The organism is uncultured Metabacillus sp. (assembly GCF_947503125.1).
Classification (GTDB): domain Bacteria; phylum Bacillota; class Bacilli; order Bacillales; family Bacillaceae; genus Metabacillus.
Genome location: NZ_CANNCR010000002.1, coordinates 38,233 through 51,628, shown reverse-complemented (window position 1 = coordinate 51,628; position 13,396 = coordinate 38,233). Strand labels below are relative to the sequence as shown.

Genomic DNA, 13,396 nt, shown 5'->3' with positions numbered 1-13,396 from the left:
AACTATTTTTTAAAAATTTTATGCTGTAAATTTTTACATATTATCTTCCTCATTTCTTCTAGCTTCATATTCTAACAAACTGGTTGATTAACCTATTCGTATAAACAAATTTCCAATTACCTTTACAGGCATTCATGATAAAATAAATCCAAGGATGTGACATGGATGCTAAAATTACGACAGTTTTTTATTATATTAGTATTAACATTTCCCATTCTTATAAGCTTTGATTCTACCGGTATTAATAAGAAAGCAATTGCTTCTTATCAGTCACCTGAAGGTATTCAGTTTTTGAGCTATTCAGAAGAATGGGATCAAGCAAAACTCATTGATTTATATCAACAATTAGTAAAAAATAAACATGGGAAAGAAATTTACTCTTTACAAGAGGTTTCCATTATTGGGGGGACTCATTCATCCTCATTTACTAAAGGGAGCTATCATGCGTTAACTAGTTCAATTACATTGTATCAAGGTGATACGTACACCAACCCGACTGACTATGCTGAGACACTGTCACATGAATATGGCCATCATTTTGCCTATTTCTACTTTCCATCCCACCACCTCCCGTTTTCTAAATGGCTGACTGTAAGGGGCATCGAAGCACCTGAATTACAGTGGGATGCCTTTTGGAATTATAATGAAAAGTTTCATGCTTACTACCCGCAGGAGATTATTGCTGATGACTATGTCTTATTATATGGGGCGACACATAAGGTGGAGGTTGACGATGTATATAGTAACGAGGCCTTCTATTTACGAACAGAGCATGAAAACAGCCAACTTCCAAATGTGCTGGAAAATAGTAAACTGCATTCCTATCTTGAGGAGGAAAGCGGCATGAAAATTGATGAAAGCAGGCTGCTTCAACTGCCAAAACTAGCTGATTGGAATCACTCAACACTATCATTTCAAATTTCCGATAAACCAAATGTCGCCTATCGGTTAAATCTTGAGTTCCACCAATCAGGAGGCAAGGCAAGTGACGGGTGGGAGCTTTATGAGATTACTACTGATGAAACAAAAAATATTGTAAACTTTTCTTTAGATGGAATTGATCAAGAAGTATTATCCGCTTCTGATTACATGACGGCTTCTATTGATGTAGTAGATTTGTCAACTTCTATTGGGTTTGAAACAGAGGAGATCACACTAGATCTTTCAAAGATTAGCGATAAACACATGTAATGTTTTATAAAATGAGAGGCGTTGTCATCTGACAACGCCAATCTTATTTTATCCTTATTTAATTGTTACTGAATTGCCCTTTTCGATTTGAAGTTTTTTATTTTTCACCATGTTGTTAATCGCGCTAAATAATGCTTTTACAGAAGAAGTCATAATATCAACATCTATTCCGCATCCCCAATACACAGTTCCATCCTCAGCGGTAATTCCAACATATGAGACAGCATTTGATTTTGAACCGATTTCCAGAGCGTGTTCCTTATAAACCAAATCTGTGTAAACAATTCCTAAATTAGATTGCAAAGCATTACTGATTGCATCTAGTCTTCCGTTACCTTCACCTTCAATTTCATGTATCTCACCGTTTATGTTAATATTGATGATCGTTTGATAGTCATCATAATGGGTAAAACGATAATTTTTAAATTCAATAGGAGTCTGAATATTTACATATTGTTTTAAGAATATATCATAGATTTCTTCAGGCATAAGTTCTTTATTTTGACGATCGGAAACATCTTTCACACTGTAACCAAAACTTTCCCGCATTTTTTGCGGCAGGTCAAGGCCATATTGTTGTTCAAGCACATAGCCTATACCGCCTTTACCGGATTGGCTGTTAATCCGAATGACATCACCTTCATACTCTCTGCCAATATCTTTAGGATCAATTAACAAATAAGGAACCGTCCAATGCTCACATTCATTTTCCTCGCGCCATTTCATTCCCTTCGCAATCGCATCTTGATGGGAACCAGAAAATGCCGCGAATACAAGCTTGCCGCCATATGGCTGGCGATCATACACTTTCATTTTGGTCATACGTTCATATACCTCAATGATTTCTGGGATGTTTTCAAAATTAAGCTCTGGATCTACCCCATGTGAATACATATTTAATGCAAGTGTAACGATATCGACATTACCTGTTCTTTCGCCATTTCCAAACAACGTTCCTTCAACCCTCTGTCCTCCGGCAAGCATTCCAAGCTCCGCATCAGCTATTCCGCTACCTCTGTCATTATGTGGATGAAGTGACAGAATGACATTTTCTCGATAGTTTAAATGCTCACTCATGTATTCAATTTGACTTGCGTATACATGTGGCATTGACATAGAGACAGTTGCCGGCAAGTTAATAATTACTTTGTTTTCAGGAGTAGGCTGCCATACATCTAGCACGCGATTACAGATCTCAAGTGAAAATTCTACTTCTGTGCCAGTAAAACTTTCTGGTGAATATTGAAACTTGAAGCTCCCTTCCGTTTCCGCTGCATATTTCTGTAATAATTTTGCACCAGAAACAGCAATGTCAATAATTTCTTCTTTTGACTTTTTAAATACCTGTTCACGTTGAGCAACTGAGGTGGAATTGTAAAGATGAACGACTGCATTCTTTGCACCTTTAAGAGATTCAAATGTTTTTTTGATAATATGATCCCTGGACTGTGTTAATACTTGAATTGTCACATCATCAGGAATCAATTCTTGTTCAATTAACGTACGTAGAAACGTATATTCTGTTTCTGAAGCAGCAGGGAAGCCCACTTCGATCTCTTTAAAACCAATTTTTACAAGTAATTGAAAATATTCAAGTTTTTCTTCCAACGTCATTGGAACAACTAACGCCTGGTTTCCATCCCGAAGATCGACACTACACCAAGTTGGAGCTTCTGTTATATACTCCTTTTGCGCCCATTTCATACTCTCCACTGGAGGCATAAAATACCCTCTTGTATACTTGCTAATATTTTTCATCTTTTCCACCCTTTCATATATCATACTTATTATCAATAAGTGCTGTTAGAACACAAAAAAGCCTTTCATCTCTAATAATAGAGACGAAAGACTGTTAACATCTTACGCGGTACCACTCTAATTCATACCAAAACGATATGCACTTAAGCAGATACGGGTTTTATAAACCTTATATCCTCCTACTGTAACGGTTAGGCTCCGTCTCCACCTACTCTTGCTTCATTTCAGCGAGCTACTTCAAGGTGAGTTCGGATTTCATCCACGTCTGTTTCGCACCAACCAACAGCTCTCTGATCGCTTAAAAAATCCTACTAGTCCTCTTCAATGTATTTAAATATTTAGAATATTATACCAAAGAAATTTTTCATTATCAAGACATTTATTTCATTTTTTATTATAGCCATTTCCATTTATTATTAATGATTATTTCGATTCATGTCATTTTTTCATAGATGTATTCTTTAAATGAAAAACAAAAGAGCTTCCGTTTAACTCTTCCTTTATTCCCAATAAGCCGGAACCAGGAGTGGCGAACATAAAAAGGGTTTGAGATTATTTTTTCTATTATGTAGCTAATGCATGCTTCAGCTTCCTTCTCCTCTATTTTTTCTTTACATGATAACGATAAAACAAAATATGACTTATCAGTTTCAAACTCAAGCAATTGGAAATGATAAACCCCCTCATGTGATTGATTCATTTGCTTCAATACTTTTTCGATACTTTTGTTGACATCAACTTCATATTTCTCAGCTTCGTTCCAGCTTGATAAAAGTGAGTCATAAAGTGATAGAGTGAGGATAAAATGTGAGGCATAGTCTTCAGGATCAAATTTTTTTTGCTTTACAGTTTCTTCTTGTTTCGGAATCATAATATACTCTTTATAGTTAGCAAAAAAATCCTTGCTCATTTCCACTTACCTTCCTTCTTAAAAAAATATCATAATTTTACAATGTACGATAAAAAATAATCTTATATGTTACTTCTTTTTCATACACGCTAAACCCTTTTAAGAATGAAAAGTTATTTAAAAAAGATTGTCGAGGATATTTTTGTAAAACAAAAAAGGGGTACATTCCCCAAAAAATGGAGGAGTCAGACCCCTTTGCTTTCCTTCTTTTCGTCAAGTACCGACATGTTAATCCCTTTTCTTTAAAAGTTTAAGAAAGAAATTTTGTACTTAGTTTTAGTGTCTAGCTCCAGGCGCCACCGGCTCTAGGGTCTAGTCAAATAGGAATTGAAGGTAAAGAACACCTTCTATTCCTATTCGCCTTATGATTGTCGCCGAATGCTAAGCGCCTTGCGCTTTTCTTATACACATTCATTTTATTCCACAGAAAATGAAAGCTCAATGATGCTGAGCATGATGGATCGTTTGTTCTAGTACATTCATTACATGACTATCATCAGGAGAATAATATAATGTGGTCCCTTCTCTCCTATACTTTACCAAACGCAAGTTTTTCAAAAAACGAAGCTGATGTGAAACCGTTGATTGCAACAATGATAGCCTTTCTGCAATCTCATTCACGGAACACTCTTGATTTGATAGTAAATGAAGGATTCTAATTCTGGTTGGATCCCCTAATGCCTTAAAGGTTTGCGAGACGATAAACAGTGTTTCTTCATCTAGCTGTTCAGTTTGTCCTTTCTTGATTTGTTCATCCATCATAAAAACTCCTCTTAAAAATTATCTATTTCAAAATATGAGTATATGTACATGTTATGTAATTAAATATTAAAAAAAATTTTGGCTACTGTCAATCTTAGCCAAAAATAAAAATGAGTCCTGCTATAGCAATGCCAGTTAATAAGCAAAGAAAGTGATAAAAGCGATAACTTTTTCTTAGTGAAGGATAAAATAATTCAAAAATAGAGATAAACCAGATTGTACTTATTGCGATACCGAGAAACACTCCAAGTATGGGGTCAGTACTAACCAGGAGCATCTTGCCGATCACCGAAAACCCTTCCAAGCTTAAGGCTACAACAGCAAAGCAAGTAAGTAATTGATGAATTTTTATTGAAGAGGCAAAAAAGATCATCATTAATGTCATACCTTCTGGAATATGGTGATACACAACTAAATGGTATAGATGATTGGAATGATCAACATGATCCCCTAATGCAATTCCAGAAGGAAGATTATGTATGATTATCGCAATGATAAGATAATAAAATGAAGCTGTTTTATCGATTGGCCGAGTAAAGGAATGAGGATGAACCAGCTTATCGATGAAATACATAAGCGGCAAACCAATTGAAATTCCAAGGAATACAGGAATAACCCCAAAATCAGATAAACTATGTGGTAACAATTCTAAGAATAAGACACCACATAATACTCCCGCACAAATCGACAAAATATATTCAATTTTCACCTTAAACCATTTTGAAATAAAAATGGAGATGGCGGCCCCTGTTAACAGAGAGAAAAAAACATTTATACTTAACGAAAATATCACCCTTTTCCCCCTCCATCAGCTTGTGTAAACCCTTATCTATATTAGGTTTATGATATCGATCAATCTTTTAGTACAAGTTATGCAGGATAACAGGCAATTTACGTTAACATCTCTTTTTAGTTTAATTGTTTAAGAAAATAATCAATCACTGCTGTTGAACACAAACGGGCTGCTACAAATGGCGGTTTAACTCCTATTGCTGCTTCTATCGGAAGACCAAGCCATAAATATTGGTTATCAATAATGATAAATGGAAATGAGATTGAAAAATCATAAACTTGATCGGCAAATGAGTGTCTATTCTCTGCCTTTGTCATTAATATTAATTGGACCTGCCGATTTCTGTTTCTCATGATAGACAGCCATTCTTGGTTTAATTCTTTTCCTGAAGGCAATCCGATGTAAATTGAATTTTTTGCCGATTGAATATCCATTTTCAGTTGTTCAAGCTTTTTAGCATGCATCCACATTAAATTTGGATGTTGATGTTTAATCCATGTGCCTATTTGATGTGGATGCACTTCTTGATTCATTTGTATTTGATAATCTACTAGCTTGCGAATCATTTTATTCCGATAGATTTTGGATTTGATAAATTGCTGATTACCTATATGAATGAATTTTCCTTTTGTTCTTGTGATCGCAACATTTATTAGTCGATCGCTATCCTTGCCAACGATTAGCATTCCCGGTTGTTCTTGCGGGTAGCTATCGGTTGAATCAAATAGGATGACATCACGCTCACTTCCTTGAAGGCGATGAACTGTTGAAGCAATGATATCCGCTTCTTGACACTCTTTTGGATAAACATCTGTCAGCAGCATGTCCATTAATGCAGCCTGTGCTCGATATGGTGTCACATAACCTATCGATCTTGATCCCGCCAGGTAGGATTCATGAATAAGTTGAAAGGACAAGAGCAATTGCCACAAATTAAACCTTGAATATGATGATTTTTCATGAAAACAATGATGTCCAGTAAAACTAGAATCAACAAGAATAGAAGAACGGTTAGGAAACGGCATCCTTTCGACAATCGCATTTCTTGATGTTTTGACACTTGGATGATCTCCAACAAGTGATTCATACATATGTTTGTTTGTAAAAGAGGAAATATCCGGATGCATCCTTCTCTGTTTACTTAATAGGAATAAATTAGGATGAAGTGTTTTCCTTTCATTAAGAGAGTCCACTACTCCCGACTTATGAAAAATATCCTGTCTCAGCCACTCATCTACCAAAGTATGCCTTGAAGAGGCAATTGGCGGAAGCTGTTTAAAATCCCCACAGATAATGATTCTTTTTCCTAATGAAGCTGCAAAAGCAATCTGTGGAACATAGGCCATACTTGCCTCATCAATCATGACAATATCGTAGTCCTTTTCATATATTGCTGGATCAGTCGCTGCTTTTGATAATGTTGTCCCGATCATTACAGCATCTTTTACTAATTGTATTTCTTGTTTACGAAATTTATCTAGGACTTTCCCCAGTCTTGCCTCAATGTTTAATAAACGCTCTGAGTCTCTCTGACTAAAAGATCGTCCCAAGTCAAGCTTGATTAATCTTCGCTCTTCTTGCAAATTGACTCTTTTTTCAGCTATTTCGGGATTCCTTTTTTGAATTAGCTCATCTGTTGTTAAGTTCCAGCCTGACATGATCGTTGAATGTGTCCCATATCGCACAATCTCGCCCTCATTAAACCGCCCCTTTTTACCGACAAACCGAACGATTTCAGTCATTAACACATCGACTGCTTGATTGCTTTGGGCAAGAATCAGCACTTTTTGACCTTTAACATATTTATTTCCAGCTACCCTAGCAAGCGTATAGGTTTTCCCTGTGCCGGGCGGACCCCAGACAAAGGTCACCGGATTATATTTGCTTCTCAGTACCAGCTCATGTACATTTGACTTTATGTTATGAAGCGGATGCATTGCTTCGTTAGGAGGATTTATTAATCTTTTTATACGCCCCCGTTTTCGTTTGCTTAACCGTATTTCATCAAATCGATCATGAAGCTCATCCAATAGCTCCCAAGGATCATGAAGCAAGAAAAGTCCTGTTATAGTAGAAGCAAGCTTTTCATTTAGGGATATAATGACGCTTTTCCCTTCAGATGATAAAATAATACCAGTTACAGTAGCCGGCTCAATTCTTACCAGTGATCCTACAGGAATCCGCACATATTCTTCTGTTTCAAAATAATAGGTAAACGCTGATCCGTCATTTCCAATAAATTGACCATTTGTAAGAGAATATTTTGTACTTCCATATGTCTTTAAATGCATGATTTCAGATTTTAGCGCTTTTTGCCATAGTTTTATATAACGGTTTGTTGATTTCATGTTGTATTCTTCCTCTATCTATGCTTCTTTTTTACCGAAACATACTATACCATCTATAGGAGTGAAAATCTATTTTTTAATAAAGGTACTTACAACATGATAAGTTAAGAGAATGCTGCATCGGGGAGAAAAGCTTGGACCTGGCGCCTAATCGACGTGCCCTCACAAGAACAAGTGGTACCTCATTTTTATTGCGCAGAATTCCTCGTTTCTTGTGTTTCATTCCCTTCAATTCCACTTATTTCGTTCGATTCGCTTTGACTGCTGACTCCACCGTTTTCTCCGCTTCCAGAAATGGATTTACTTATATTTTTTAGTGAAATTGTATGAGTGTCACCAAAATTTATGACTCCTCCACTTATGGTTTCAATTTTTATTTGACCTATTATAATACATGGCATAAAGAACATTCCTTTTTATATGATTTAAAAACTATTATTTGATACTATATGAAAAGTATGAATAGCTTGTATAGTTGAAAAGTCTATAAATAGAATCAGGTAAGCCATATACAAAAAAAAAAGACATGTACATACTACATACACACGTCTTTTTCTTGTTTTATGTTTTCCCAATTACATGGTTATTTCTGTCGTTTTATTATGACATGAACATTCAGCTAAGCTATAACCTGTTACATGAAAGCCATGTTTTTGTAAAAATCGAATACCAATGTTAATTTCAAGTTTATTTGAGGCAATTACATGGACATATTTACTTGGTATTTCATGATAATATCTTTTTAAATAAGGGATAGGAATAAATATCGCATCCTGAAAAACGAAGCTATCTGATAAATTATTATAATCCCTAAAATCAACGATCACCTGTTTTTCATCCCATTGATCTTGCCTGACATCCACACAAGGGACTCTTTTAATGACACTATTCCGTTGATAAAAGAAATGGCTAATCAATAAAATAAAAATAAGTCCAATAATGAAATAGAAAATAATTATTCCCTCCTTTGAAAATTCCATAATGTTTTGTGAGGAGAAATATTCCATCTATACTATATAGTTGGAAAAGCCATTTATTCAAGTAATTAGACTTCATTTCAAATGGATTTTATAAAATATTCAGACTATTGTATGTTCGAAACAAGGCTGTCTTTTAAAGGTCTTACCTTAGTTTGTAGACAGCCTCATTTCATTCATATAATTTGCTTGTTGTTAAGTTTATCGATTATTGTATAAAGCTCTTCTAAGTGAGTAATTTCAAAATCAGGTATGACTTCATTTCTTTCTTTGTTATGACGGTTAATCCAAACAGATTTCATTCCGACTCTTGAAGCTCCAAGGATATCGGTCATTAAATTATCGCCTACCATGATCGCTTCATCTTTTGTTAAATTCATTTTTTCAAGAGCATGTTTAAAAATAGATGCATCTGGCTTCCCTCTACCAAAAGCCCCTGAAATAATAATTTGTTCAAAATATGGTACAAGCTCGGGAGTTATCTCTAATTTTGTATTTTGCAGGTCTGGTGAACCATTTGTAAGTAAAAGGAGACGGTATTTTCCCTTTAGTTCATCTAATACGTTAAATGTTTCTTCATAAACAAATGGATTTTTTCGTCTTTGTGCTGGAAATTCTTCAGCTAACAATGCTCCATACTCTGGATCATCAATTCCACAAGCTTGTAATCCTTTCGTCCATGCATCCTTACGATAACCGGGAACGATTTCAGCCATCTTTTTAAAATTCTCTTCTTCATCTAAAAAATTACCCCATAGACCTTCGAACGGATTGATCCCGATCATTTGAGTAAAATCATACGTTTCATATGAAGAATAGAGCTCTCTTGCAGCATCTCGTACTTCCTTTTCTAATTTTTCCGGATCGATTCCATATTTTTCGTGCGCGATCTTACAGGTCGCTACAAAAGCCTCTTTTACACTTTTTTGATCCCATAATAATGTATCATCTAAATCAAAGAAAATTGCTTTAATCAATTTTATTCCCCCAATTTCTCTAAACTGGCATTCAAATACTCACACTATTCAAACAATAGATTACATAGATTTGCTTAAGAAGTAAATAGAATTTCCGTAATCCATCATAAAGAAACGATTGGTAAAGTTATTACACTAACGCAGGTTTATTTAATACGAATTCATCAACTACTTTTGCCACACCATCATTCATATTCGTATCAGTTACAAAATTAGCAATCTCTTTAATTTCTTCTGGAGCATTTCCCATCGCAACCCCGAGACCAGCAAACTCAATCATTGCCAGATCATTGTAGCTATCGCCAATGGCAATCACTTCTTCGCGCTTGATGCCAAGGAGTTGAATTAATTGATTTAAGCTTGTCCCTTTTGTGACACCTTTTTCGGTAAATTCTAAAAAGTACGGCTTAGAACGCATCACACTAAATTCAGACTCTAGCTCTGCCTGAAGCTTTGATTCAAGGTCTTTTAATTTCTCAGGGGCTTCAACCATTAATACTTTAACAACCGGCTCTGTAACAGCTTTGGTAAAAGAATCTACAACTCGAATCGGCAAACCTGTTAGGTCTGACTCGATCGTTGTATATGGATTTTCGGTTTCCGTTACAATTTCATCTCCAACATAGGTATGAATAAAAACATCTTCACGGCGACTAATATGATAAAGATCACAAACAGCTTCGGGAGTTAACGTACTACTAAATACTTCTTCCAAAGTTCTACAGTTTATAATTTTTCCTCCATTGAAAGAAAGGATATAACTACCGTATTCCGCTAAAGATAGCTCCTCTGCAATATGTTTCATGCCAAATGTAGGTCTGCCTGATGCTAGAACAACCTTCACACCCATTTCTTGAGCTTCCATAAGGGATTGTTTTGTTCGAGCAGAGATTGAATGATCATCTCGTAGCAGTGTATCGTCTAAATCTAAAACAATCATTTTATAAGACATTTATCACATTTCCCTTCCTCTTTTTGCTTTATCTATTATCCTACTACAAATCGACAAAGAAGGGACAATTTTTTTAAAAAATTTTACTCTTTCACTATATTAAAAACTAGCATTATTTAAAGGTAGGTTCTATATTAACTTGCCTTGAGATTTCGCTCTTAGGAAAGAAGTCAGGGAGCCGCCTCAGCAACGACAAAAAAGGCAAAGGGCTGTGCCCTCGCCTATATTTTTGCTGCTTGTTTAGATGCTAAAACTTGAATTTCAAGTGACCCAGCGTTTTTATCTACAATCGTTTTAATCATGACTGGATAATCTTTATTATTCATAAATTTAAAATCAGGACCTCCCCAAGAAACCGTCGCATCCCTTCCGGCAGGAACATAACCAACTGATAATGAATGGGAATGCAATTCTAGAATCTCAAGTCCTGCTTCGTTTACAGCATTATATAATGTTGAGGATGTTTGACAAATTCCCCCGCCAATTCCTTCAACAAATTGTTTATTAACAATTTCTTTTGCTTTTTGATAGCCTCTTTCCGGAGTACGTTCTCCTACAACTAAATTAAAATAAAAACGATCTCCAGGGCCTAAGATAATTTGGTTAATCGTGTTTGCTGATAAAGCGATGTTCTCGCTTCTACCTTTAACACTTGGATCAAATGTTGTTTTATAGCTTCCAATGACAACCTCGTCAATTCCTTTTATTGTCTCTTTTGTTACATTTGGAGGATTTTCTTGAATTGGAAGTGCAATCGATTTATCCAATGCACGGATATTTTTTAACGAGTTTACTAGCTTTTCCTCGTCAAGAATAACACGGCTTTGCCCGTTAATAAGCTGCCCGTTGCTTAATTTTACAGGCACCATCGGTTGATCTAATTGATTTGCTAAATCATCTGCAAGGTCTTTTAGCACTTGTTCATATTTTTTAGGATCAGGATTTAATGTTGGTTTAAATGAATGAATAATTTTTTCAGTTGTCGGATGGATTAGATCAACTGATAAATCCACTGTTTTTTCCACTAATTGAGAAGAGTTTGATACCATAGTCCCCACTGGTAATGGTTCCTCTTTTTGACTGCCGTTTGCTAAGCTTGAACTGCAACCAGTAACCAACATCAATAATAAGATTGACGCAACATATTTTTTATACATTCTCTCTCCCACTTTTCCAACTAAAATAATCTCTTTTGTTAAAATAATGGATTCCCCATTTTGTCGTTCTTTAGTAAGCACCCCTTATATGCTATTTTCCAAACATTTCATATATATTCTTATTGTATCAAAAATATCCTATAAAATGTTAAAAATTACCTTAAATTAGATAAAAAATAACCTTTTTAATAAAAACTATTTTACTACAAATTTTAAATAAAAAAATTCCTCAATATTAAATTTTTCCTGTTTCTTTATCTATATGACGGTATTGGTTCGGTAAATGTTTCAAAAATACCTGTTTTTTTCAAAAAAAATAAAGACCACGAATTTGTGGTCTTCATTACACTTTACTATTATACTTCAACAACCCAGTTAAAAACGTCATCATGGGTTCCAGTTTGAATACCTGTTAATGTATCATACAATTTTTTTGATATTTCACCAGTTTCTCCGTTGTTAATCACTAATTTCTCATCGTTGTAGAAAAATTCTCCGATTGGTGAAATAACTGCAGCTGTACCTGTACCAAATGATTCTTCTAATAAACCTTCTTTATAAGCTTGATATACTTCTTCCATTGATAGTCTCCGTTCAGAAACCGGAACACCCCAATGCTTTAATAGTTGAATAATTGACTTTCTCGTCACACCTTCAAGAATACTTCCATTTAATGCTGGTGTGATAACTTCGCCATTAATCTTGAAGAAAATATTCATGCTTCCAACTTCTTCAATATACTTTTTCTCAACCCCATCTAACCAAAGGACTTGAGAATAACCTCTTTTTTCTGCTTCTTCTTGTGCTTTTAAGCTTGATGCATAGTTACCGCCAGTTTTTGCTTTACCTGTTCCGCCATCTACAGCACGTACATATTTATTTTCAACAAAAATCTTAACAGGATGGATACCTTCTTTGTAGTAAGAACCAACAGGTGAAAGAATAATCATAAAACGGTAATACTTAGAAGGTGCAACTCCCAGATAATATTCTGTTGGAATAATAAATGGACGAATATAAAGTGAAGTTCCTTCTGCAGTAGGAATCCACTCTTTATCAATGTCAACCAATTGTTTTAAAGCGTCAATCACAAATTCCTCATCAATTCGAGGGATACACAGCCTGTCATTTGATAAATTTAATCTTTGCATGTTTTGATCAGGTCTAAACAAAAGAACTTTGTTTTCTTTTGTACGATAAGCTTTTAAACCTTCAAAAACAGTTTGACCGTAGTGGAACACCATTGTAGAAGGACTTAGCGAAATTGGTTGATATGGAACAATCCGAGGATCGTGCCAGCCTTTCTCAACACTGTAATCCATTATAAACATATGATCTGTAAAGACTCTTCCGAATTCCAACTGATCAGATTGTGGTTTTTCTTTTCTTGTTGTACTAAGTGTAATGCTAATTTTATTTGTCATCCTAAACTCTCCCAGCTCAGATAAAATAATAAATGTAGTCGTAGCGAATAATAACTCTAAAGCTTATAAATTACGAAAAAATTCAATTAACTTTATTAACCTATTTTATAACTTTTATGAACAAATTAACAACTGTTTTTCGACAAA

The 13,396-nt window shown here is 35.0% G+C and carries 12 protein-coding genes and 1 other annotated feature; of the genes, 1 reads left to right on the top strand and 11 read right to left on the bottom strand.

Annotated elements, in window-relative coordinates; genetic code table 11:
• Positions 1 to 165 precede the first annotated feature (165 nt).
• The gene (locus tag Q1B07_RS01870; protein ID WP_299088478.1) at positions 166 to 1,191 is read left to right on the top strand and encodes a hypothetical protein; all 1,026 of its coding nucleotides are present in this window, start codon (positions 166 to 168) and stop codon (positions 1,189 to 1,191) included.
• 54 nt (positions 1,192 to 1,245) lie between these two features.
• Here Q1B07_RS01870 and Q1B07_RS01865 read toward each other — a convergent pair whose 3' ends face one another.
• The 11 genes from Q1B07_RS01865 to Q1B07_RS01815 all read right to left on the bottom strand — a co-directional run bounded on the left by Q1B07_RS01865 (position 1,246) and on the right by Q1B07_RS01815 (position 13,249).
• Positions 1,246 to 2,949 carry a 2-isopropylmalate synthase gene (locus tag Q1B07_RS01865; RefSeq protein ID WP_299088479.1) on the bottom strand — a complete coding sequence of 568 codons (1,704 nt, stop codon included), beginning with the start codon at positions 2,947 to 2,949 and terminating at the stop codon, positions 1,246 to 1,248.
• 76 nt (positions 2,950 to 3,025) lie between these two features.
• Positions 3,026 to 3,283, bottom strand: a binding site (T-box leader).
• Positions 3,284 to 3,382: 99 nt separating this feature from the next.
• Positions 3,383 to 3,859, bottom strand: a complete 477-nt coding sequence (locus tag Q1B07_RS01860; protein ID WP_299088481.1) for a hypothetical protein — start codon at positions 3,857 to 3,859, stop codon at positions 3,383 to 3,385.
• Between the two features lie 438 nt (positions 3,860 to 4,297).
• On the bottom strand, positions 4,298 to 4,618 hold the full coding sequence (locus Q1B07_RS01855) for a metalloregulator ArsR/SmtB family transcription factor (RefSeq protein ID WP_299088482.1): 321 nt from the start codon (positions 4,616 to 4,618) through the stop codon (positions 4,298 to 4,300).
• 97 nt (positions 4,619 to 4,715) lie between these two features.
• On the bottom strand, positions 4,716 to 5,414 hold the full coding sequence (locus Q1B07_RS01850; RefSeq protein WP_299088483.1) for a hypothetical protein: 699 nt from the start codon (positions 5,412 to 5,414) through the stop codon (positions 4,716 to 4,718).
• A gap of 116 nt (positions 5,415 to 5,530) precedes the next feature.
• Entirely contained in the window at positions 5,531 to 7,762 is a 2,232-nt protein-coding gene (locus tag Q1B07_RS01845; RefSeq protein ID WP_299088484.1) for an AAA domain-containing protein, read from the bottom strand.
• 188 nt (positions 7,763 to 7,950) lie between these two features.
• Positions 7,951 to 8,163 carry a spore germination protein gene (locus Q1B07_RS01840; protein ID WP_299088485.1) on the bottom strand — a complete coding sequence of 71 codons (213 nt, stop codon included), beginning with the start codon at positions 8,161 to 8,163 and terminating at the stop codon, positions 7,951 to 7,953.
• Between the two features lie 174 nt (positions 8,164 to 8,337).
• On the bottom strand, positions 8,338 to 8,625 hold the full coding sequence (locus Q1B07_RS01835; protein ID WP_299088488.1) for a sulfurtransferase: 288 nt from the start codon (positions 8,623 to 8,625) through the stop codon (positions 8,338 to 8,340).
• Between the two features lie 290 nt (positions 8,626 to 8,915).
• A complete protein-coding gene (locus Q1B07_RS01830; protein ID WP_299088489.1) occupies positions 8,916 to 9,716 on the bottom strand; it encodes an HAD family hydrolase in 801 nt (266 codons plus the stop codon).
• A gap of 130 nt (positions 9,717 to 9,846) precedes the next feature.
• Complete coding sequence (locus Q1B07_RS01825; RefSeq protein WP_299088490.1) at positions 9,847 to 10,668, bottom strand: Cof-type HAD-IIB family hydrolase; 822 nt, start codon at positions 10,666 to 10,668, stop codon at positions 9,847 to 9,849.
• A gap of 221 nt (positions 10,669 to 10,889) precedes the next feature.
• Positions 10,890 to 11,825, bottom strand: coding sequence for a VanW family protein (locus tag Q1B07_RS01820; protein ID WP_299088491.1), 936 nt, complete (start codon positions 11,823 to 11,825; stop codon positions 10,890 to 10,892).
• Positions 11,826 to 12,181: 356 nt separating this feature from the next.
• Positions 12,182 to 13,249, bottom strand: coding sequence for a branched-chain amino acid aminotransferase (locus Q1B07_RS01815; protein WP_299088492.1), 1,068 nt, complete (start codon positions 13,247 to 13,249; stop codon positions 12,182 to 12,184).
• Positions 13,250 to 13,396: the final 147 nt, after the last annotated feature.

What these genes read in the sequence shown, in the direction of transcription:
- Q1B07_RS01870 (WP_299088478.1), top strand. Translation starts at nt 166, where the DNA reads ATGCTAAAATTACGACAGTTTTTTATTATATTAGTATTAACATTTCCC.
- Q1B07_RS01865 (WP_299088479.1), bottom strand. Translation starts at nt 2,949, where the DNA reads ATGAAAAATATTAGCAAGTATACAAGAGGGTATTTTATGCCTCCAGTG.
- Q1B07_RS01860 (WP_299088481.1), bottom strand. Translation starts at nt 3,859, where the DNA reads ATGAGCAAGGATTTTTTTGCTAACTATAAAGAGTATATTATGATTCCG.
- Q1B07_RS01855 (WP_299088482.1), bottom strand. Translation starts at nt 4,618, where the DNA reads ATGGATGAACAAATCAAGAAAGGACAAACTGAACAGCTAGATGAAGAA.
- Q1B07_RS01845 (WP_299088484.1), bottom strand. Translation starts at nt 7,762, where the DNA reads ATGAAATCAACAAACCGTTATATAAAACTATGGCAAAAAGCGCTAAAA.
- Q1B07_RS01840 (WP_299088485.1), bottom strand. Translation starts at nt 8,163, where the DNA reads ATGCCATGTATTATAATAGGTCAAATAAAAATTGAAACCATAAGTGGA.
- Q1B07_RS01825 (WP_299088490.1), bottom strand. Translation starts at nt 10,668, where the DNA reads ATGTCTTATAAAATGATTGTTTTAGATTTAGACGATACACTGCTACGA.
- Q1B07_RS01820 (WP_299088491.1), bottom strand. Translation starts at nt 11,825, where the DNA reads ATGTATAAAAAATATGTTGCGTCAATCTTATTATTGATGTTGGTTACT.
- Q1B07_RS01815 (WP_299088492.1), bottom strand. Translation starts at nt 13,249, where the DNA reads ATGACAAATAAAATTAGCATTACACTTAGTACAACAAGAAAAGAAAAA.